Source organism: Micromonospora sp. NPDC049089, assembly GCF_040648775.1.
In the GTDB taxonomy this organism is placed as follows: domain Bacteria; phylum Actinomycetota; class Actinomycetes; order Mycobacteriales; family Micromonosporaceae; genus Micromonospora.
In genome coordinates this window covers 25,911-47,909 of sequence record NZ_JBEZEH010000019.1, presented here as the reverse complement: position 1 = coordinate 47,909, position 21,999 = coordinate 25,911, and the positions used below count along the sequence as shown (strand labels likewise).

Genomic DNA, 21,999 nt, shown 5'->3' with positions numbered 1-21,999 from the left:
GCCCTGAAACCCATGGTCAGCGGCCTGCGCCGTCGGTCCGGTCCACCTCGAAGTGGTAGCACTTTCCACCGCCAGGCACGGTCGGAAACCGGCGATTCTGCCCAACCCGGGGATCTTGCTCGGACCCGCGTCAACGGGCACGATCGACCGGTGACGAATCGATGGGGCATGACGGTGCCGCTGAGCGGGATCGCGCTGGCGCAGCACGACGCGGCCTACGCGGCCCTCGACCGGGCCGGGTTCACCGACGTCTGGTCGTCCGAGGTCGCCGGGACCGACGCGTTCACCCCGCTGGCGCTCGCCGCGGCCTGGCAGCCAGGGCTGCGGCTCGGCACCGCGATCACACCGGTCTTCACCCGAGGCCCCGGTCTCCTGGCGATGAGCGCGGCAGCGCTGGCCGAGGCCGCGCCGGGCCGGTTCTCGCTCGGCATCGGCGCGTCCTCACCCGTGCTCGTCCGGGACTGGAACGCCGTGCCGTTCGACGAGCCGTTCCGCCGCACCCGCGACGTGCTGCGCTTCCTGCGCGCCGCGCTGGCCGGCGAAACCGTCGACGAGGCCTACGACACGTTCACCATCCGCCGGTTCACGCTGGAAGCACCACCGGCGACGCCACCACCGATCCTGCTCGCCGCGCTGCGCCCGGGAATGCTCCGGCTGGCCGGCGCGGAAGCCGACGGGGTCATCCTCAACTGGCTCAGCGCCGACGACGTGCCGCGCGCCCTCGCCGAGCTGGGCGAGCGCCGCACCGGCTTCGAGGTCGCCGCCCGGATCTTCGTCTGCCCCACCGAGGACACCGCGTACGCCCGGGCGCTGGGCCGTCGGCTCATCACCAGCTACCTCACCGTCGGGGCGTACGCCGAGTTCCACCGTTGGCTCGGCCGCGACGAGACGCTCGCGCCCATGTGGGCGGCCTGGGCCGCCGGTGACCGGCGCGGAGCCAACGCGGCAGTACCCGACGAGGTGGTCGACGCGCTGGTGCTGCACGGTTCACCGGAGCGGTGCCGCGCCGAGGTACGCCGCTACGCCGACAACGGGGTGGACGTGCCGATCATGGCGCTGCTGCCCACCCCCGAGGTCACCGCCGGCGGCGCGAGCGCGCTGCTCAGCCTCATCGCCCAGTTGGGCGCCGCCCCGATGGAGGTCGCCGCGTGAACCTCACCGACCGGATCGTGGTGGTCACCGGCGGGGCCGGCGGCATCGGCGCGGCGCTGTCGCGCCGATTCGCCGCCGAGGGGGCCGCCGCCGTGGTGGTCGCCGACCTGGACGCCGACGCCGCCCGCGCGGTGGCCGAGGGCATCGGCCCGGTCGCGCACGCCCGCGCCCTCGACGTCACCGACGAGGAGCAGGTCCGCGCGCTGGTCGCCGACACCGAGCAACGGTACGGCCGGATCGACCTGTTCTGCGCCAACGCGGGCGTGACCACCGGCGGGGGAGTGGAGGTCGACGACGCCGGTTGGGACCGCGCCTGGCGGGTCAACGTGCTCGCCCACGTCTACTCGGCCCGCGCGGTGCTGCCCGGAATGCTCACCCGGGGCGGCGGGCACCTGCTGCACACCTGCTCCGCGGCGGGTGTGCTGACCGCTGTGGGCGACGCCCCGTACACCGCGACGAAGCACGCCTCGGTGGGGTTCGCCGAGTGGCTGGCCATCACCTACCGGGACCGGGGCATCCGGGTCAGCGCACTCTGCCCACAGGGGGTGGACACCCCGATGCTCGCCGACGGGCTCGCCGACGCTCACCTGGGCGCCCGGGTGGTCGCCGCGTCCGGTGCGGTGCTCACCCCGGACCAGGTCGCCGACGCGGCCGTCGCCGGGCTGGCCGAGGAACGTTTCCTGATCCTGCCGCACCCCGAGGTCGCCGACTACGCGCGCCGTCGCGCCGAGGACCCGGACGGCTGGCAGGCCGGCATGCGCAAACTCATCCGCCGGCTGACCACCTGACCCGCTACCGCGTGGGAACGCGTCCGACAGCCAGAAGGTGGGCGCTGGAGCTGATCAGCGCCGGCTCGCTGCTGTGGAGCCGGGCCAGGTCCAACGCCGAGGCGAAGAGACGTCCTGCGCCGGCCCGGTCGCCGCCGCCTCCGGCCCTGCCGCCGGTGATCAAGAAGTTTGCGTCAGAAGAAGGCCCGCTGCCGACGCAAAGCTCTTGATCAGCGCGGGGAGCGGCGGGCGCGGCGCAGGGGAGTGGGGTGCACGGACCAGAGCAGGCGACGCCACCAGGGGCGAGCGGAGCGCAGGGTGGTCACGTAGGCGGTGGCCACCTCGGCGGCGCGAGCCGCCTGGTCGGGTGTTGCGGCGCCGGGGGCAAAGCCCACCTGGTTGAGCAGGGCGGCCAACTCGTCGACGGCCGGGCCGGACGGGTCTGCCGCCGCCGTGTCGCCGCTGGGCGCGACAGCGCCCGGGTCACCGACCGCGTCACCTCCGCTCCGCGCGAGACGGGCGTCGGCGAGGGTTTGGCGGGCGTGGCCGGCGACCTCGGTGGCGGCCAGGTCGTCGCCGACCGGTCTGCCGGCCAGCCGGAGCGCGTCGGTGACCTCCCGCCAGGCGCCGGCGATGCGCTGGCCGGGGTCGCCCCGCACGAGCCGGCTGCGGGTCAGCGAGCGGCGCATCGCCAGCAGAGTGAGCAGGAGCGCCCCCACCACCAGCAGCAGGCCGCCGCTGCCGCCGGCGACCAGCACCGGCGTGGAGACCCCGTCGTTGCCGGGCGGGGCGTCGGCGGCGGCCGCCGGTTCCGGTGAGGCGCTGGGCTCAGCGGTCGGTGCCGGCGCCTCCGACGGCGGCGGGTCCTCCGGCGTCGGGCGGAAGTCCTCCTCCACCGGTCGCGGCTCGTTGTCGGGGCGGGGCAACGGGTCGAACGGCACCCAGCCCAGCCCGTCGAAGAGCACCTCCGGCCAGGCGTACGCGTCACCGGCCAGCACCGGACCCTGCCCGCTGGTCCGGAAGCCCACCACCACCCGCGTGGGCAGCCCGGAGAGCCGGCCGAGGACCGCGAAGGCCGCCGCGAACTGCTCCGAGGTGCCCTCCTGCCCGCCGCCGTTGCGGGGCCCGAACAGGAAGAAACCCAGGTTCGGGTACGCGTGCCCGCTCGGGGCATCCGCCACCACCCGGTAGTGCTCGGCCAGGAACTGCTCGATCGCCGACGCCCGCGCGAACGGGGCGCCGTTCTCCTCGGCGAGTTGAGTGGCCAGCCGGCGCATCGGGTCGGGCACCCCGTCGGCGACCCGCAGCACCCGGGCCACCTCCTCGCCGGCGGGCACGTTCGCGCTGGCCAACAGATTCTGGTCGGGGCGTTCCTCGGCGGAGGTCACCGCGTACCGCAGCCCCGGCGTCAGCCCCTCCGGTCGGATCAGCGTCCCGCTCGCCGGGTCGTACGCCACCCGCGCGCCACTGACCTCCCGAGGTGTCGCCACGGCGGGCAGCAGCCGGCCGCTCAACTCGGCCACGCTGATCTGCTGCCGGACCGTCCGCACTGTGCTGTCGCGGGCCACGGCAGCGGCCGGCAGGATCCGCCCGGCGTTGCGGTACGTCGCGCCGACGCGCCAGGTCACCCCGTCGTAGTCGCTGAGCACCGCCAACCGGATCCGCACACTGCGCGCGGTGTCCGCCGCGGGATCGGCCTCCGGCGGGGGGCCAGCGGGCGGTGCGTCGGGGCGTTCCGTGCTCACGTCGAGGAGTTTCTGCTCCGGGTGCAGCGCCCAGCCGGAGATGCGGATCAGCGGGTTCTCGTCGAGCGTCTGCACCTGCGGCGGCTCCACGTACCGGCGCGGGTCCACCGGCCGGCCGTCGACCTGCCCGGCGACGATCGGGCCGAGCAACGCCACCAGCCCGACCACCAGTGCCACCCCGAGCGCCGCGCTGGTGGCCAGCCGCAGTCGCACCGCCGCGCGTACCCCGGGGGTCAGTCCGGCGCTCGGATCGCCGCCGCCCGCCGCAGTGCGGGTGGGTGTGGCCAGGCCGAGGGCCGCGACCGCGACGAACACCACTGTCGACCCCACCGCCGGTTCGGCGTTCGGGCCGACCACGTAGAGGGCGGCGGCGTAGAGCCCCGCCGCCGGCAGGTAACCCAGCAGCACCCGGCCGGTGCGCAGCGCCACCTCCGCGCCGGTCAGCCCGGCCAGCCAGGCCGCGACGACCGGCACCAGCACGGTGTCCGGGGTGGGCTCCACCGGGATCATCGCGGTGAGCAGCCGGGGGATGCCGTTGCGGGCGGCGTCCGCGCTGACCTCCAGCAGGCCGCCCGGCAACTCGGCGCGGGTGGCGGCCAGTCGCAGCGACCACAGTGTCCAGCCGGCCATCGCGGCCACCGAGACCGGTGCCACCAACCAGGACGGCAGCCGCCGGGCGGCCACGCTGACCAGCACCGAACCCGCCGCCGCGCCGATCACCAGCCAGGTCAGCAGGTTGCCCGCGTACACCCGGCCGAGCACCACGCCGGCGAGCGCCGTCAGCCCGATCAGGGCCAGCGGCAGGACCGCCGCCCGCAGCACCCGCACGGCGAGCGTCACCACCGGCGTACCCCGTCCCACTCGGCGGCGAACTGCGCGCCGTCGGCCGCGTCGACGACCACGAGACCCGCGGTGCCCGGCGGCGTCGGCTCGGCCGCGCCGAACACCGCGACCACCACCGACGGGTACGCCCCGCGCAGCGCCCCGACGTGCCCCAGCTCGTCGCGGCCACCGGGCCCGGTCAGGAAGATCAGCGTGTCGCCGAGCCGGTCCTGCCGCAGTCGGGTGGTGGCCGCCCGCACCGCGTCACCGTCGTCGGACAGGTCGGCGGCGGCGAGCCGGTCCAGTGGCCCGAGCGCGCCGCCGGCCTCGCCGTCACGTGTCGTGACCTCGGCGGGCTCGGCGGCGACCATGAGCAGCAGCACCGGCAGGTCCGCGCGGTGCGCGGCGGTGACGACCGACGCCGCCGCCTCGCAGGCCGACTCGAACGACTCCGCCACCCCGCCGACCCGCTGCGGGTGCGCGACGGCACGGTTGTCCAGCAGGACGACCAGGCGCGGCAGGCTGGTATCCACGTTCTCCCGCACCATCAGCTCACCCACCCGGGCGCTGGTGCGCCAGTGCACCCGGCGCAGCTCGTCGCCGACCACGTACTCCCGCAGCGAGTCGAACGTGATCGACCCGTGCGGGACACCGTCCACCCGACCGTCGAGGCTGCGGCCCGCGCCCCTGGGCACGGCCGTCAGCGGATGTATCCGGGGGTGTACCCAGACCGGCACCGCCGCACCGTACGGGCGGGCCAGCGCCACCAACCCCAGCGGATCCCGGCGGGTCACCCGCAGCGGCCCGACCGGCACCACCCCACGACGGTCGGTCGGCACGTCGTAGCGGACCTCGGTGTCCCGGCCGGGTCGCAGGCGCAGCACCGGCACCGGCACGGTCCGCTGGCCGCACCGGTCCTCGGCCAGCAGGTTCGCCGAGCGCAGCCGCCCGGTGTTGCGCACTGTCAACGCCATGCTCGCCGGCTCGCCACGCGCCACCCGGTCCGGGTCCGCACGACGGGTCACCGTCAGCCGGGGCCGCCAGGCCGCGACCAGTGCGGCGTAGCCGACGGCCGCGCCGGCCGCCGCGCCGAGCAACGTCAACTCGGGGTACGCGAACCGGAAACCCGCCCCCAGCAGCACCACGGCGGCGACGAGCAGCCCGACCCCACGGGCGGTGATTCCCATCGCGCTGCTGCCGGTCAGCCCTGCACCGGAGCGGGTTGCCCCGACGGCAGCGGCACCGGCACCGAGGCGACGGCCTGGCGCAGCACCTCCGCGGGGGTCATCCCGCGCACCTGGGCGTCCGGGGTGAGCAGCAGCCGGTGGGCGAAGACCGCCTCGGCGAGCGCCTTCAGGTCCTCCGGCATGATCCAGCCCCGCCCATCGATCAGCGCGTACGCGCACGCCGCGCGGGTCAACGCGATAACGCCCCGGGGGCTGACGCCGACGCGCACCTGCGGGTGGGTGCGGGTGGCAGCGGCCAACCGGACCGCGTACGCGTAGAGCGGCTCGGCGATGTGCACCCGGCGGGCCATCCGGACCATCTCGCCGACGGTGGCGGTGTCGGTGACGGGGGCGAGCGCCTCGGGGGACCGCACCGTCGCGCCGCGCAGCACCTCGACCTCGACGGCCTCGTCCGGGTAGCCGACGGAGAGCTTCACCAGGAAACGGTCCAACTGCGCCTCGGGCAGCCGGTAGGTGCCGTCCATCTCCACCGGGTTCTGGGTGGCGACCACCAGGAACGGCGACGGCACCGGGTGCCGGACGCCGTCCACAGTGACGGTCCGTTCCTCCATCACCTCCAGCAGCGCCGACTGGGTCTTCGGCGACGCCCGGTTGATCTCGTCGGCGATGACGATGTTGGCGAAGACCGGACCCGGATGGAACTCGAAGTCCCGGGTCGCCTGGTTGAAGATCGTCACGCCGGACACGTCCGAGGGGAGCAGGTCGGGCGTGAACTGGATGCGCCGCCACTCACCCTTGACCGTGGCGGCGATGGCCCGTGCCAGGGTCGTCTTACCGACCCCGGGCACGTCCTCCAGCAGTACGTGACCCTGGGCGAAGAGCGCGGTCAGCGCCAGCCGCACCACCTGCGGTTTGCCGAGCACCACAGCGTTGACGTTCTCGGCCAGCCGGGCGGCCAGGGCGGCGAAGCCCTGCACCTCCGGCTGGGTGAGCGGCTCGTGGGTGTTCACGGTCGGTGGTGCTCCTCGCCTGGTGGTTCAGCAGGTGGGCAGGACCTTGATGTCATCGCCGCCCTCCAGGTTGAGCCAGGCCCACGGGATGTAGTTCTTCCCCTTGTAGTTGACCTGCACCCACCAGGTGCTGCGCTTCTCGTTGTTGTAGATGTAGGCGTAGACCTCTTCGCCCGACTTCTTGCAGTACGCCTGGAGCCGGGTGCCGGGCTTGGCCCAGCCGGCCTGCTGGTCGTTGTCCTGCCGGGTGACCTTGAAGACCTCGTTGCCGTTGCGGCCTTCCCGGTCGCTGTCGCAGTAGGTCGACTCGGGCCCGGATGCGCCGTTGCGGCAGGTCGCGATCCCGTACAGCGCCTGGGTGGCCTGCGCCTTCGTGGCGGTGCCCTTGCCGGCGGCGTTGCTCGCCGTCACCGTGAACGTGTAGCTGGTGCCCGGCGTCAGGCCCGTCATCGTGATGCTGGAGCACGCCCCGGTCTTCGCCGGTTCGCCCGTCGTGGTCAGCGTGCAGGTGGCCTGACCGCCACCGGCGTCCACTGTGAACGTGACGGTCGCCCCGGTGGCCGTCGATGACGACCCGGTCACAGTGACCCGTGGCTCGGCCACCGTGCGGGCGGTGGCGGTGGCCTCCGGGCCGGGCCCCGCCTCGTTGACCGCCTTCACCTTCACCGTGACGTTCTGGCCGTTGCCCAGCCCGGTGACGGTCGTGCGGGTGTCGGTCACCTCGCTGACCCGCCCGCCGACGTCCACCAGGTACTTCGTCACCGGCCGACCGTTGGCCTCGGCCGGCGCCCACTGCACCGTCACCGCGCCCGGCTGGTTGGCGACCGTGCCGGCGCGCAGGTCGAGCGGCCGACCGGGCGCCGCGAACGGCACCACTGTGTTGCTGACCGGCGACGCCGCCGACCCGGCGCCCTTGCTGTTGACCGCCACCACCGTGAACGCGTACTGGGTGCCGAACTCCAGCTCACCGGCGGGCACCACCAGCTCCGTCTTGGTCGACTCACCGGCCGGCGCGTTCGTCCCCGCCGAACTGGCCGTCACCGCGTACCTCGCGATGGTGTTGCCCTGCCCGTTCGCCGCCGGCCACTTGACGAGCACCGTGCCGTCCGGCCGTTCCTGCGCCGTGACGCTCGCGGGTGGGTCGGGCACCGCCGCCGTCGGCGTCACCGGGTTGCTGTTGCGCGGCGGGCCGTCGCCCTTGGCGTTGACGGCGTGCACAGCGAACCGGTACGTCTCGCCGTTGGTCAGACCCTTGACCTCCACCGCCCGCTGGTTCGCGCCCACCTCCAGGCGCTGCCCGGCGCCCTGCACCACGTACTTGATGATCTCAGCGCCGTTGGCGGCGGCCGGGCGCCAACTCACCCGCGCCTGGGCGTTGCCGGCGGCGGCGGTGACGCTGCGCGGCGCGCTCGGCTTGCCCACCCGCGGCTTCTTCGGCGGAGGCGGCGGCGGGGGAACCGGCGGCGGGTCACCGCCGAGCACGTCGTTGGCGTACTTGTTGACCTCGCGCACCTGGTGCTTGTCGTCCACCACCCGGGCGGTCGCCGAGTCGGGCGAGTTGATGAACAGGTGGTTCTCCCGGACCTCCAGCTCCAGCGGCCCGTTGGCCCGCCCTCGGATGGTCTCGACCAGCTGACCCGCCGCGTCGAAGGAGTAGATGGTGCCGGTGGCCTCGTCGGCGCAGTAGACCCGGTTCGCCCAGGCCACCGCCGGGCTGAGCCGGTCCCCCTCACCCGGCACGGTGAACGCGCTCTCCTGCCCACCGTCACCCACCAGCAGCACCCGCCGGTCGGCGGTCACCGTGACCGGCACCCGTGGGCCGCTGGTACGCGAGGGCAGGGCCGCCGGGCCGGACAGCGTCAGCGCCGTCGGGTGCACCTCACCGCGCTGCACCCGCACCAGCTTCCCTGCCGTCCGGTCGAGCACCGCCACCCCGTCGTCGAGGGTGGAGACCACCAACTCGTGGCTGGCGTCGGCGACGTCGTACGACTCGACCCGCTGCGGGCTGAGCCCGGCACTGGCTGTCGCCGGCGCGGACGGCAGCTTGGCCGCGGTGATCGCCGAGACCGTGCCCTGGCTGGGCACCGCGATCCAGAGCCGACCCTTACCGTCGAAGGTGCCGCCCGTGATGCCGGGCGGATAGCGCACCGGCTCGCCGACCGGGGTCAACGATCGCGGGTCGAGTTGGCGGACGATGCCCTGCACGGCGTCGACGACGAACGCCGCGTCCTCGTGCAGGGCCACACTGACGCCCAGGCCGGGGGTGGTCCGGGTGGTCGCGCTGAGCTGGAGGGTGGCCAGATCCAGGGAACTGACCTGCCCGCTCTGAAGGTCCCGCAGGATCAGCAGCCGGTCGGTCTGGGTGATCTGCATCGGATGCTGCCGGGCACCGGGGATCTCCGTGCGAGTGTCCACCCGGGCGGTGACGCCGTTGACCCGGGCCAGCTCGCTGCGCGCTGCGCTCCACAGCCAGGAACTCGCGTCGTAGTTGGCCACCGCGTTGTCCGCCGCGCCCAACCCGAGGACGGTCAGCCCCATGGCTGCCAACAGCGCGGCCACCGTGCCGACGGTCACCAGCCCGCCGCGCAGCCGGGACCGGGAGCGGGGGGCCTCGGCCTGTACGGCGTCGTCGATGCTGGCCACAGCCGGCTGCCTCCCCTGAGTCGTGGCAGGTGGCGCGCCTTCCGGCAACCCCTCCCCTGAGCCGGGTGCCATCATATGGCGCTGGTGGTGGCGGGGGAACCCGCACCGTCACCCCTGTGGATACCGAGAGTGTGCGTTGTGGACGTCCAGCTCAGCCCGGTTCCCGCTCGACTCGGCGCGGTTTCGGCGCGACTCAGCGCGGCGACGCCCGGCCGGAGGGCTCCCCGCTCGACGTGGCTCCACGCTCCCGCGCGGTGCACACCTGTCCGGAAGTCGCAAAGCTGTCAGTGGAGTAGACCGCCAACACGGTGAAACAGTGATCCACTCGGGAGTTCAACCCGTTGACCGTGTAGCTCGTCCGGCCCGGATCCACGGTGGCCATCACGCCCAGGGCCTGCCCGGCCCGACCCGCGGCGACCATGAACGGCACCGCGCCGCCGGTCGGGTCCGTCCAGGTCAACGTGATAGTGGTCGAATCGTCCCGCAGCTTGAGATCGCCCGGCGGAAGCCCAGCCGCCGTCGGTGCCGCCGCCGTCGGCGCGGTCCCGGTCGGAGGCGGGTCGTCGCGGGTCAGCATCACCACACCCAGGCCCGCCACCGCCACGACGGCCACCCCGGCCGCCACGACCGCGCCGACCAGCGCCGCCCGGTTGCGGCCCGTCGACCCACTGTCATCGGCGTACGCCGGCCGGTACGCGTCCGGCACCGGGTGGTACTGCTGACCCGGGTACGGCGCCTGGTGCTGGTGCTGGTCCTGTGCCGGGTACGACCCCTGGGGTGGCTGGTGGTGGTACTGCTGGACCGGCGGCGGCGCGGCTGGCGGTGCCAGCGCCGGGTCAGCGCCGACGGACGGGAGCCAGGCCGGCTGCGCAGCGGGGCTCGGCTGCGCAGCGATGGGGCCTGCCTCAGCGATGCCCGGGTTCGCCTGGGTGCCTTCTCGGTGAGTTGGCGCGGCGGTGGGATGCGGTTGGGCGGCCGTGAGGTGCGTATGCGCGGCGGTGGGATTCGCCTGGGCGGCGGCGGGCCAGCCCGGACTGGTGTCGACCCCGGCCGGGACACGCTGCGCCGGAACGGACGGCAACACCACGGTCTGGTCGGACAGCGCGCCAGGAGCCCGCTGAGTCGGCACCACCGGGGCGTCGAGGATGCCCAGGCCAGAGTCGACATCCGCGCCGGTACCGCCCGCGTCCATCATGGCCTGCCCAGCCACCGGGGCCTGCCCGGTGGTGACTGTCTGCGCAGCCGTAGCGGTCTGGGTGGGGGAGTCGGCACCTGGAGTCGGCAGGGGCTGCGGTGGGGCGCTGCTGCTCCAGGGCGGTGCGGTCAACCCCCAGGGCGGTACGGGTGGTGCGCTCACCGGAGGCGCGGAGACGGGCGGCCCGTAGGGCGGCCCCGAGACGGGCGGCCCAAAGCCGGGCGGCGCGGACACGGGGTAGGTGTGCCCGGGTGGAGCGGATACGGGTGGGCCGTAGCCGGGTGGTGCGGAGACCGGGTAGGTGTGCCCCGGGGGTCCGGACACGGGTGGGCTGTAGCCGGGTGGTGCGGAGACAGGGTATGGGTGGGCCGGCGGTCCCGAGACCGGGTACGGCTGGCTGGGGGGCGCGGAGATCGGGGACGGGGTCACCGGCGGTGCGCTGATGGGCTGGGCCGGTGGCCCGCTCACCGGGTACGCCGACCCTGGTTGGCCGACGGTAGGGGAGGGGCTGCCCGATGATGTCGCCTCGGTGCCGGACACGGTGTGCGATTCGCTCGACGTGGTTGGCCGGGCGGCGGCTCGGGCGGCTTCCTCAGCGAGCAGCGGCTCGATCTGCCGTACCTGGATGGTGGGGTTGTCCCAGCGAGGTGCCGGCACCGCCGGTGTCGCCGGCGGAGCGGTCGACGCCGGGGCGGTTGGGGTCGACGTCGCGGGTGGCACGTCGACCACCGGCGGGGTCGCGTGACCGCCCAATCGTTGGCGTGGTGCGACGGTCGGCCCGGACGGCGCTCGGTCTGCTGACCGCTGCTCGGCCGGCGTCGACGGAGATGCCGGCTGAACGGGCATCGCCCGAGGGGCTGGCACCGGTGCCGGGGTGGCGTGGCCGGGCGACGGGGGTGTGGCGGGTGCGCGTACCGCCGGAGGGGTTTGTTGGGATGCGGCCGGCGGTTGCGGCGCCCAGGGGGAGACGGCGGGCGGCGGGCCGTCGGCGGAGGGCCGCATCGCGGCGAGGGTCGCCAGCGACAGGGTCGGGCCGGACAGCGCCGACCGGGCGCCCGGCTCGGTCACCGGGGCGGCCGGGGCAGCATCGGGCGTCGGCGCAGGGTGCTGCTCGCCCGGGGACGGCGGGGGTGGGCCGAGGTAGTCGCGGGCTGCGCGTACCGCCGGGTGGTTCTCCCCGAGCGCGGCGGGCCCGGCGGTGGCGACGCGGGTGTAGTTGCGGCGGGCCTCGTGCCGGTTGCCGAGCTCCTCGGCCACCTCGGCGAGTTCGAAGGCGAGGGCGAGCATCAGCGGGTCGGAGTGCTGCCAGCGCCGCTCACCCGCCGCGAACGCCTCCTCCAACACCCGGCGGGCGGCGAGCGGGTCGTCCCCCTCCCGGTGCAGCCGTGCCAGCAGGTGCGCGGTGTGCAGCACCTCGGGATGGTCGTCACCGTACGGCGGGGGAGCGGCTTCGACGACCTCCGCGAGCAGTTGCCGGGCGGCGCTGAGGTCGCCCGCGGCGCGCAGGGCGAGGGCTCGGTGCTGGGCGGCTGCCAGGGGGGAGGGATGGGACACGTGGCAATGCTGCCGTCACAGGGCCGCCGGACGCTACCCGGACACGCCCCGACGGTGTGTCGGTGCGGCCGTTTTGAGGCGGCTTGAGCAGCGGCGGAAGCTCCAGGGGAGAGGCGCCGGAAGGCGATGTGCATGATCCACGAGTGGCGTGTACAGTAACTCCCCGTGCGGCCCGCTGTGCTGACCACCGGATGAAAGATCATCTGGTCGGCAAGGTAGGCTGAACGTGTAGGTCCGGGTGGCGGAATGGCAGACGCGCTAGCTTGAGGTGCTAGTACCCGTATAGGGTGTGGGGGTTCAAGTCCCCCCTCGGACACGTTATTTCCACACGAACTGTGATGGTTGTTCGTGTTTTGCGTGATCCCCGTCCCGTTGGGCGGGGATTTTTGCTGTCGTGGCGAGGAAGCTCCCCGCCGCGGTGAGCGGGTAGATCGCGGTTTCGGCTTCGATGGTCCACGCGTGGTGGTCACACACAATGATCATGTTGTGGTGCGTAAGTAGGCGGCAAGCTTTTCTGGGTCGGGGCTGCGCAGTGCGGGATGGCGACGGTGTAGCCCGCGGTCGTGTCGGATGCGGTCGAGCAGGTGGTCTTCCCGGATGTAGAGGATCTTCGGTTGGGCGAAGGTCCTGGTGCGGGTGCTCGTGTGTCCGTGTCGGCATCGGTAGCCGGGTCGGCCGTGGACCCAGTGGGAGTCCATGATCCGGCCGCACACGCCGCAGCAGATCACTCCAGCCAACACGTAGCAGCGGTGAACTGGGCCTCGGTCTCCACGGTGGGGCACTCGGCAACCGGGCAGAGTTGGAAGCGGATGTCGCCGGAGGTGACGGAGGTGGGTTCGCCGAAGGCGAGGTTGACGATGTCCCAGTCGTCGGGCACGTCGGCCATCCGCAGGTACCCGGCCCCATTGGCAAAACTGGTGTGCAGGTAGCCGATCAGGGCGTGCTTCGGCAGCCCGGTGGACGGCGGACTGGTGGGCGCCGGTGTCGTGGTGGGCGGCGGGGTAGTCGGCGGTGTCGTGGTGGGGGGTGTCGTGGTGGGGGGTGCGCCACCGGCGCGCGTCGCGCCGTTGAGCGTGCAGTCTGCGGGCGAGCCGGAACCGGTGGCCAAGAAACCGAACGACGCCGACGCGCCGGGGCCAGGGTGCCGTTCCACGAGCGGTTGGTGAAGGTGTGCCTCTGCCCGGCGCTGCTGACCGTGGCGTCCCAGTACGACCCGAGAGTGGTGCCCGTCGGCAGGGTGAAGGCAACCTGCCAGCCGGTGATGGTGCTCGACCCGCCGTTGGTGATGGTGTAGCGGCCCTCCCAGCCGGAGCCCCAGTCGGAGGTCTTGGTGAACGCGGCCGTCGGGCCGGCGGCCAGGGCTGGATAGGCGAAGGTCGGGGTCGCCGCGGCGGCGGAGACCAGGGTCGCGAGGGCCGCCAGGAATGGTGTTCGGAATCTGCGCGCGATCCGGTCCTCCCGAGGGGTGCTCGATCGATGTGTATCGACGGGAGGTTAATTACTAGGTTTGTTAACTGAATATGTCCAGAGGGGCTAGGTAAAGCTGAGCTCATCGGTCCGAACGCGCTTTAGTTCCGAGAAGGCCGGACAGCCGGCGAGCAGGCGGGCGCCGTCGAAGACGCGGAGGGCGTCGTCCCCGCGTGGGATCGAGGAGAGCACGGGGCCGAAGAAGGCCACGTCGTCCACCACGATCGTCGGGGTGCCGAGGTCCTCACCCACGAGCTGCTGCGCGCGGGCGGTGCTCGCCCGCATCCGCTCGTCGACGTCGCTTCGACGAGCGACGTCGGCCAAGCCGGCGGGGAGGCCCGCCTCGTCCAGTGCCGCCGGGATGACGGCGTCGAAGTCCTTGTTGCCCTCGTCGTGGATCCGACGACCGAGCGCCGGGTACAGGCGCGCGAGGGCGGCTGGCCCATGGTGCGCGACGGCTGCCGTGCACACCCGCGCCGGGCCCCAGGCCCGATCGTTGAACGCGCGGTACCAGGGCTCCAGGTCGCGACGCTCGTTGACGACCGCGAGGCTCATCACCTCGAACCGCAGAGTGATGGGTCGCATGCGCGCGACTTCCATGAGCCACCGCGAGGTGATCCAGGCGAACGGACAGGACGGGTCGACGTAGGCCACGACCATGGGGACGGGCGCGTGAGAACGATTTCCTTCCATGGAAGATGAATCTATCTTCCATGGAAGCTATGATGCAAGCGTGAACAAAGACCGGGTTGCCGACATCGTCAGTCAGTGGCATCGCGAACGACCCGACCTCGATCCCACCCCATTGTTGATCATCGGCCGGATCCAGCACCTGGCCGAGGCGCTCGACGCGTCCCTGCGGCCGCCGTTCGCGGCCGCGGGCCTGGGTAACGGCGAGTTCGACATGCTTGCGGCGCTGCGCCGGGAGGGCGAGCCATACATGCTCACGGCGGGTCAGTTGAGTGAACGGATGCTCGTCACCACCGGTGCGGTTACCAAGCGGGTAGACCGGCTCATCGCCCGAGGCCTCGTCTCGCGCTCGGTCTCCGAGGTCGACGCCCGCGGCAGAGTGGTGGGCCTGACCCCGGCCGGACTGACGCTGACCGACCAACTCATCGAGGAGCACCTGGCAAACGAGGCGGCCATCCTTCGGAACCTGACCGACAGCGACCGCAAAACGCTCGAACGACTACTTGCGACGTTGACGCGACACGCGTTGTCGTGAGGAGCCCCAGCCCAGACCGAACAGCAGAGGAGTGACGAACAGGACGACTCACCAAGGCGTGGCTGCCCGGTAGGCCGAGAAGCAGCTATCCCAACGGACCCAGCACCGAATACACCTACCAGGTCCGCAACACCGCGTCGACCACCGTCACCACCAAAACGTTAATGCCCTACGGCACCAACACCTACGCCACCTCCGTCACCCTCTACGACGGGCTCCTGCGCGCCCGCCAGGTCCAGAATTAAGCCCCGTACGGTGGGCGTACACCTACTGACACCGTCTACGACTCCCGCGGACTGCTCGACTGGAGCGCCGGCCCCGTTGAGGCGTGCCAGAGGCGACGTGCTCGGTCGCGAAGCGGCTGGGAGGGTCCGCGGCACGTCAGACAGCTCCGCACTGACGTCGCTCGGGGTGCGCTCCAGCAGTGGCAACAGCCACACGAGCCGGTCCCCGGCCGGGTAGACCACGCCGTCGGCGGCGCCACCGGTCCGCTGTCCGTTGGCGGGCGACTAACTGGGTGACGATCGGTGCAGGCAATCATGAACGCCTACGGACGCCGAAGGACCGTTGCGGCGATTCAACCTCGATGTGACGGCAGGTCGGCGTCAACGGCTGCCGACGTGGCCAGCGCCAGGAAGCTCATGGACCGGTCAGCCACTGTCGAAGTCGGTCGCGATATCGCTCAATGCGATCCGGTTTGGCTCGCCGGTCTTGGTGATGAGGCTGGAGACGTGCCGCTCCACCGTGCGCGGTGACAGGTGTAGTCGCTCGGCTATTTCGCGATTGCTCAGTCGGCCGGTGAGCAGCTGCAGCACCTCCCACTCCCGTACCGTCACGCCCGCCGCCCGCAGCTCGGGTGGGATCTCTGCGGCACCGCGCCGACGTTGGGTGACCCGCGCGCCAGCTTGGCGCAGCAGCGTGCGACACGCCCCGGCGACCGGCGTGACCTTCGCCTGGTGGAAGTAGTTCTCGGCGGCACGCAGCCACTCCACGGGGGTGCCCCAGCCATCGGCGAGCGCCGACTCGGCGACCAGCCGCAGGGCGAGGTGTCGCCCCATCGCGTACAGCGCGCCGACCTCCATGGCCTCGGCCAGGGTGGCGGTCGCGGCGTCGTGCTGACCCGCGCGGCCAAGCAGGACCGCCCGGGCGAAGAGAGCGAACTGTCGGTCCCACCGGAGCTGGCTCGCCGGTGTGCCGACGATCGCCTCGTACGCCGAAAAGCTGACCTCGCCGGCCATCGCCCGCAACAGCAACTGGAGGCCGAGCCGTCCACCGAGGTGGAACACGGTCGGGTTCGTCTCCTCCGCCCGTACCGCCAGGGACAGCTCGTCCAGCGCCCGCGGGCGGTTTTCCTCCAGCAGCGCGCAGAACGTGCCGGCCAGCCCGTGGACCCGCTGTGTGTGCAGGCTTTCGTCACCGCCCCAGCGCCGGAACTCGGCGAGCGCGTCCTGCATCTCCACCCGCCGGCCCTGGTGGGCGGCGAGCACCGCGCTGAGCAGCAGCACGTACTGGGTGGTCTCCATCAGCTTCAGGCGGGTCGTCGCGGTGAGGACCTGGTCGATCAGGTTCTGTGCGGCCGGGTACTCGCCGCGCATGATCAGGTGCAGCGCGATGCTCGCCTCGGCCTGCTGGCGGGCAGTCACCGCCCCGGCTCGCAGCGCTCGTTCCCGGGCTTGTTCCAGCCGGTCCAGTGTGCCGTGTAGCAACGCGTCGTCGTTGCCGAGCCGGATCAGCGCGTGGACCTCCCAGATCGGCAGGCCGTACTCGGCGGCGATGGACCGTGCCTGCTCCAGGCAGCGGGTAGCCTCGGCCGGGTCGCGATGCCGGACGAGCGCACCGAGCAACTGCCAGGCCTGACAGGCCACCACCGGCAGCGGCACGGCGGCGCCGACCGTGGCGGCCCGGCGGGCCAGGGTCTCGGCGACCTCCATCTGGTCCCGCCCTGGCGTGTCCAGGGCCAGGTGTGCGGCGACGACGTCGATCGGGGCTTCGTCCTCCGCCGCGGGGTCCGGGCCGAGCAGCTCACGGGCAATCTCCACCTGGGCGAGCGCGTCGGTCAGCTCCCCGGCCAACACCGCGGTCCAGGCCAGCCGGGTGTGCAGCCTGGCCTGCCGTCGAGCGGGGAGACCGGCCACCTGGTCCGGACTGTTGACCAGCTCCAGTGCCCGCCGTACCAGGCCAGCCTCGCCGAGGGCCTGCAGGAGCGTCTCCAGGGTGTCGGCGCGGGCCTCGGCCGGCCCGTCGGCCTGGAGCTCCCAAGCCCTGTCGAGGAGGGCGACGGCCGAGGTGGCGGCACCCTGCGCGAGGGCCCTCCGGCCAGCTTCGGCAAAGAGCCGACCGGCCAACAGGGCGTCGCCGGTCTCGACGCGCAGGGTGGCGGAGATCTGGCACCACTCACCGGGCAACTCCGGGTGGACCTTCGCGACGGTCTCGGCGACGGTGTGGGCCAACTCCCGCCGGGTGGCCGGCTCGACCAGGGCGAGCAGCGACTCGCGGGTGACGCGGTGCCGGAAGGTGTACCAGTCTGTCAACTGGTCGTCCGGTGCCACCAGCTGGGCGACGATGTCGCCGTGCAGATGGTTGAACAGGTCGCGGTCGCTGAGCCCTGTCGCCGACTGCACCACGGCCACCGAGAAGCGTTGCCCGATCAGGGCGCCGCAGGACAGCAGCTCCCGGGCCTGCGGGCTCAGCTTCTCGATCCGGTGCGCCATGCTTCTGGCGAAGGCGGTGGGCAGCGTGGTGGGCGCCTCTGGAGTGACGAGCCACCCCTGTGGACCGTGCCGGAGCAATCCGTTCTCCACCATCGCCGCGAGGATCTCCTCGATGAGGAACGGGTTGCCGCCGCTGCCGCCCCAGAGCAGCTCGGCCGCGGCCGTGGGCAGCTCATCCGCCGCCACGCCGAGGCATGCCCCAGCCATGGCGCGCAGGTCCTCGGGCCCGAGACCGCCCAACTCGATCACGGTGCACCGGCCGCGGCGGGCTGCTGCCCGAGCGACCTCCAGCGCGGGGGAGTCGTCCGCCCGGAGGACGCCGATCAGCAGGGTGGGCTGCTGGTCGAGGTTGTCGATCAGGTATTCGACCACCATGAGCGTCTCGGCGTCGGCGTCCTGGAGATCGTCCAGGACCATCAGGCACCCGCGGTCCTGGCCGGCGAGACCGGTCAGCCGGAGCACCGCCTCGGCCAGGATCACCACCGATCCGGTCTCCTGGTCGGCGAGAGGGGTGCCCCAGTCGGGCACCAACCGGCCGAGGATCGGCCCGTACGGGCCGAGCGCCGCGATGTCCACAGTGGACGATCGGAGCAGGGAGAGCACCGCCTCGGTGAGCGGGCGCAGCGGCACTCCGGTGCCGAGTGCGCTGGCCCGCCCCCGTAGCAGACTCATTTCGGCGGTGTAGGCGGACTCGGCGGCCGCCGCGGCAAGCCGCGACTTGCCGACGCCAGCCTCTCCGACGATGAAGACCGCGCCCCCGCGCCCGACGCGGGCAGCCTCGATCATGCCGATCAGCACACCGAATTCCGCATCTCGGCCGACCAGGACGCGTGATCGTTGCACGGCGGCAACGATAGCGAGGCACTTCATCGATGACCAGGGTCAGACAGCAGGCGCACCGAGCCTGGCGGGATTATCGTCCGACCGGACTGATCGCCGCGCTGACCGGGTGGTTTCCGCCCAGGGTCACAGAGCGAAGGTGGGGCAGCAGGTGGTGAGCGGGGCGGCGGCGTCGACGGTTCCGGCGTCGCCAGCGACCAGGTGTCCCACCAGGAGGCCCACCGGGATGGCCAGACCGGCCAGGGCCGCCGTACGCAGGCCGAAGGCCACCATCGGGCTGACCTTTGGCTCCCCGGCGGGGTTCGGGTCCTCAAAGTGGGCGGTCTCGACGTGGGCGGTATCGACGTGGGTGACGTCGGCGGTGAGCTGTTGAGACATCATTGTTCTTCTCTCCTCGTGGTGAACGGGTTGGTGAGCGACAGCCAGTCGGGTCCGGTTGGCTGTGGGGTGGGTTCCAGGAGCAACGCGGACGGAATCCGTGCGGCCAGGGCGGAGCGCAGCAGTCCGTAGCCGATGCCGGCGAGGCCGGTCAGCAGTCCCGGTGTGAGCACTCCGTCGGGTGTGCCGCAGTAGCGCGTCTGCCATTGCAGGGAGTTGAGGAGCAGGGTGGTCCGCTGCCGTAGCGCGGCGGCGGCCGCAGGGTCAGCCGGCCCCGCGGCCAGCACGGTCAGCGCCTCACCGATACCGGACTCGCCGTGGCAGATACTCAGGTCGCGGGACAGCGGCCGATCGGCCAAGCGCCGGACGAGGTGAGCCAGCGCGTCCGGGTCTGTGGTGGGCGAGGTGCCCGCGTCGTGTCGACCGGCGAGGGCGAGTGCCAGGCCGGCGGTGCCGGTACACCACCCGGACGAGCTGGTCGGGGTCTGCCGGGCGTGCCGCAGGGCTTTGTCTGCCGCGTCCGCATGCTGCGGTGAGCCGCCGCCGACGTCGACGAACCGTTGCAGGGCGTACGCGATGCCGGCCGTGCCATCGGCGAAGCCAGCCGGACTGGCGGGGTGATCGAACGCGGTCGCACCGGCCAGCTGGTCGGCGCAGGTCCGGGCCAGCGCCGCCGCCCGATCGAGACCCAGCTCGGCGTGGATCGATGTCATCGCGGCCAGGCAGCCGGCCCTGCCGGTGGCCCAGTCGTCGGTGGCGGGGCCTGCGACGGCGACCTCGGCGAGTTCGACAGCCGTGTCGACCCACCGACCGATCTCCGGGTCGTCGAGCAGCACGGCCAGCCGAGCCAGCCCGTAGGCCAGTCCGCCGAGGCCGTGCAGCCCGCCACAGCCGATCGCCGTGACCAGCTCCGGGCGATCCGCGAGTAGGCGCAGTAGCCCCGGGGTCGCGGCGACCGCCCGGCGGGCCACGTCGCCGTAGCGGGCCACGCCGCTGATGTGAGCGAGCTGGCCGAGGAAGAGCGCCACGCCGAGGTACCCGTTGGCCAGGCCGGCGCCCATCGGGAGCAGCAGCCACTGCCGGTTGTCGACCAGCTCCAGGCCGAGCCAGTTCACGCGGTCCCGGCCTGGTGCGCCCCGGGCCACGATCTGGTCGGCGATCGCGCAGGCTGCCGAGACCAGCCGTTCGGGTGGGGCGGCGGTTCCGTGCGACGCACCTTCCATTGGCGCCGTGTCGCCATGGGCGCCGACCGGCCGGCGGGTGGCCAGGCTGGCCATGATGACCCATTCCTGGTCCTGCCGGTCGGCCTCGCCGAGCCCGGCGATCCGGTCCAGTGCCGCGTCGACGCCGCTGCGGTACAGCGGCACCGCGGTCGGCTCCCCGTCGGCTGCCAGCTGGGGGCTGTCGGCCCGGGCGTGGAAGTACGGCACGTCGCCGCGCCACAGGGCCGCGATCTCGTGGCGGGCGAACATTGGGTCGCCGGGCAGTGTGGTCCGGCCGCAGAGCCGCCCGAGGAACCGGTCCCGGTCCAGACCGTCGCGCAGCAGGCTCGGATGGGTGGCCTCGTCGAGCAGCGTCCGGTAGGCCCAGGTGGGCCGCACGACGAGTCGCACCGTCATGGCCGACGACGCCTTGATCAGCTGGGCGAAGTCCCCGCGATGGGCCTCGATTGCTTCGTAGCCGAGCCGGAAACCCGCCAGCATCGCCGCCTCGTGGTCCTCCGGATCGATCACCCGGTCGCCGAGCCGGGGCCGGTTCGAGGCACCGTCGAAGGTGGACGCGCGACGTACCAGGCGCATCTGGTCTGTGCCCGGGTCCGCCCAGTCGATCCGACTGACCGGGCTCTGCCGGCCCTCGTCGCCGCCGGCGCCGGACAGGTCCATGATGCCCTGCTCACCGACGACGATCAGCGGCAGCAACGCGGTTCGGTGCACCGAGGCGGCGAGCAGGTCGGCGGCTGGATCGCCGCTCTCGGATGCCGGTCGCCAACTGGGGCTGAACAACGTCTCGGCGTCGATGGCCACGGGGTCCTCGCCGCTGGCGATCACGTTCTCGTAGTGCAGATCGGTGGTGTTGAGCGCGTGGGCGAGCGCCAGCAGCGCACCCTGTCGTCGATAGAAGCGGTCCGCGCCGTCCGGGTCGGCCAGCGGTGCCGCGGTCACGAACTCGGTCCAGCCGTACTCCGGACGGACCAGGCAGGCGGCCGCCCGCATGCCGACGCTGGGCACCATCCGGTTCATCCAGCCGACAAAGGCCGCCAGCCGGTCGTCGTAGGTGAGATCCCGGGGCTTGTAGACCAACCGCCGGCCGTCGGCGAACCGGGCCACGGTGGTGGTCCGGCCGGCCCGGTGCGGGTCACCCCGCCTGTCGTCGACGGCCACCAGTGGGCCGGGGTCCACGCCGCCCAGGAGGTTGTCGACCAGGCAATCCCGGTCAGCGGTGTACCGGGCGAGCAGCTCCAGCATCGCGTCGGTGGCGTGCGCGGTGGCCTGCCCGAGCAGCCTGGCCAGGACCGGAAGATCGGTGAACAGCGCAGCCAGCCCTGCCGGGGTGGCAAGCTGGCGGACGAAGCCGATGAATCGGGCGCGACTGTCGGCACCCTGGAGGAGGCCGGCGATCCTGCGGCGGTGCAGCTCCTCGACGAAGGTACGGGCGGCCAGCGCGGCCAGACGCCGTTCCAGGGTGGCCCCCAACGCGGCGTCCAGCGCGCCCAGGTCGACCTGGGCGTCGGCCACCGGGCCGGAGCCCCGGCGGAAGCGAGCCCTCGCCTCGTCGACCAACGGGCGCAACGGTAGGGCGAACGCCGCCCTCCAGTCCGCTGGGACCGGCACCGACGGAGGCGGTGCGGCGGCGTGCACCGCGGACTCGATCAGGACCGCCCAGGGCGGTGGGTCGACTCGCGCGGCGAGGTGCTCGTCGTCCTCGGCGAGGAAGGTGAGCAACCGGTCCTCGTCGACGCCCAGCTCGCCCAGCCGGACGTCCAGCTCCGGCCCACGGTCGGCCCGCCACAGATCCAGCCGCGACCGTGCGTGCCCGAACCGCTCGCTGTCCACCGGGTCGGTGCCGCCGCCGGCGGTCACCCGCTCGTGCAGCGCCAGGCCCCGCGCCCACCAGCCCCGGCGGAGTCGGGGCGACTCGGCCGGAGCGAGGCTGGGTGGGCCGTCGACGTCTGTGGTGTTCATCGAGTTGAGGGTGCCAAGCGACGACGGGTATCTCATGCGTGGGATCCACCCAAATTCTTGTCGGTCCGGCTGGTCGCCGCAGTTCGCGCACTGTCCGGTGCGGTCCGGACGACTGTCGGTG

Annotated in this window: 13 protein-coding genes, 1 tRNA gene and 1 pseudogene; 4 read left to right on the top strand and 11 right to left on the bottom strand. The window is 72.8% G+C overall.

All coding sequences use genetic code 11. From position 1 onward, the window contains the following. The first annotated feature begins 168 nt into the window (after window positions 1–168). Together AB0B48_RS05975 and AB0B48_RS05970 are read left to right on the top strand one after the other, a co-directional pair. Window positions 169–1,152, top strand: a complete 984-nt coding sequence (locus AB0B48_RS05975) for an LLM class F420-dependent oxidoreductase (protein WP_357196541.1) — start codon at window positions 169–171, stop codon at window positions 1,150–1,152. Then, complete coding sequence (locus AB0B48_RS05970) at window positions 1,149–1,940, top strand: SDR family oxidoreductase (protein WP_357196531.1); 792 nt, start codon at window positions 1,149–1,151, stop codon at window positions 1,938–1,940. The genes AB0B48_RS05975 and AB0B48_RS05970 overlap by 4 nt, the downstream gene beginning before the upstream one ends. A gap of 209 nt (window positions 1,941–2,149) precedes the next feature. Here the strand turns inward: AB0B48_RS05970 and AB0B48_RS05965 are convergent, their stop codons facing one another. From AB0B48_RS05965 to AB0B48_RS05945, 5 genes are all read right to left on the bottom strand, one after another. Beyond that, a complete protein-coding gene (locus AB0B48_RS05965; protein WP_357196528.1) occupies window positions 2,150–4,507 on the bottom strand; it encodes a transglutaminaseTgpA domain-containing protein in 2,358 nt (785 codons plus the stop codon). After that, the gene (locus tag AB0B48_RS05960; RefSeq protein WP_357196525.1) at window positions 4,501–5,673 is read right to left on the bottom strand and encodes a DUF58 domain-containing protein; all 1,173 of its coding nucleotides are present in this window, start codon (window positions 5,671–5,673) and stop codon (window positions 4,501–4,503) included. The genes AB0B48_RS05965 and AB0B48_RS05960 overlap by 7 nt, the downstream gene beginning before the upstream one ends. A 14-nt stretch (window positions 5,674–5,687) precedes the next feature. After that, window positions 5,688–6,683 carry a MoxR family ATPase gene (locus AB0B48_RS05955; RefSeq protein ID WP_124777372.1) on the bottom strand — a complete coding sequence of 332 codons (996 nt, stop codon included), beginning with the start codon at window positions 6,681–6,683 and terminating at the stop codon, window positions 5,688–5,690. A 27-nt stretch (window positions 6,684–6,710) separates the two neighbouring features. Beyond that, window positions 6,711–9,326 (bottom strand): fibronectin type III domain-containing protein, encoded by a 2,616-nt coding sequence (locus tag AB0B48_RS05950; protein ID WP_357196521.1) that lies wholly within the window; start codon window positions 9,324–9,326, stop codon window positions 6,711–6,713. Between the two features lie 193 nt (window positions 9,327–9,519). Next, window positions 9,520–12,075, bottom strand: a complete 2,556-nt coding sequence (locus tag AB0B48_RS05945) for a tetratricopeptide repeat protein (RefSeq protein ID WP_357196518.1) — start codon at window positions 12,073–12,075, stop codon at window positions 9,520–9,522. A 232-nt stretch (window positions 12,076–12,307) separates the two neighbouring features. On the opposite strand from AB0B48_RS05945, the gene AB0B48_RS05940 reads away from it, so the two are divergent. Beyond that, window positions 12,308–12,391 (top strand) — tRNA-Leu (locus AB0B48_RS05940). 163 nt (window positions 12,392–12,554) lie between these two features. Here AB0B48_RS05940 and AB0B48_RS05935 read toward each other — a convergent pair. The 3 genes and pseudogenes from AB0B48_RS05935 to AB0B48_RS05925 form a co-directional block, all read right to left on the bottom strand. After that, window positions 12,555–12,773: a hypothetical protein gene (locus AB0B48_RS05935; protein ID WP_357196538.1), complete on the bottom strand. Its 219-nt coding sequence runs from the start codon at window positions 12,771–12,773 to the stop codon at window positions 12,555–12,557. Window positions 12,774–12,817: 44 nt separating this feature from the next. Next, window positions 12,818–13,497, bottom strand: a pseudogene (locus AB0B48_RS05930) (cellulose binding domain-containing protein); the annotation flags it as partial. 111 nt (window positions 13,498–13,608) lie between these two features. Then, on the bottom strand, window positions 13,609–14,127 hold the full coding sequence (locus AB0B48_RS05925) for a disulfide bond formation protein DsbA (protein ID WP_357196515.1): 519 nt from the start codon (window positions 14,125–14,127) through the stop codon (window positions 13,609–13,611). Window positions 14,128–14,275: 148 nt separating this feature from the next. On the opposite strand from AB0B48_RS05925, the gene AB0B48_RS05920 reads away from it, so the two are divergent. Beyond that, window positions 14,276–14,767, top strand: coding sequence for a MarR family transcriptional regulator (locus AB0B48_RS05920; RefSeq protein ID WP_357196512.1), 492 nt, complete (start codon window positions 14,276–14,278; stop codon window positions 14,765–14,767). A gap of 650 nt (window positions 14,768–15,417) precedes the next feature. On the opposite strand, the gene AB0B48_RS05915 is transcribed toward AB0B48_RS05920, so the two are convergent. The 3 genes from AB0B48_RS05915 to AB0B48_RS05905 all read right to left on the bottom strand — a co-directional run bounded on the left by AB0B48_RS05915 (window position 15,418) and on the right by AB0B48_RS05905 (window position 21,878). Next, window positions 15,418–18,321, bottom strand: a complete 2,904-nt coding sequence (locus AB0B48_RS05915; RefSeq protein WP_357196510.1) for an AAA family ATPase — start codon at window positions 18,319–18,321, stop codon at window positions 15,418–15,420. A 123-nt stretch (window positions 18,322–18,444) separates the two neighbouring features. After that, the gene (locus AB0B48_RS05910) at window positions 18,445–18,699 is read right to left on the bottom strand and encodes a hypothetical protein (RefSeq protein ID WP_357196507.1); all 255 of its coding nucleotides are present in this window, start codon (window positions 18,697–18,699) and stop codon (window positions 18,445–18,447) included. Continuing rightward, window positions 18,696–21,878: a type 2 lanthipeptide synthetase LanM family protein gene (locus AB0B48_RS05905; protein WP_357196504.1), complete on the bottom strand. Its 3,183-nt coding sequence runs from the start codon at window positions 21,876–21,878 to the stop codon at window positions 18,696–18,698. Before AB0B48_RS05905 ends, AB0B48_RS05910 begins: the two co-directional genes overlap by 4 nt. Between the last annotated feature and the right edge of the window lie 121 nt (window positions 21,879–21,999).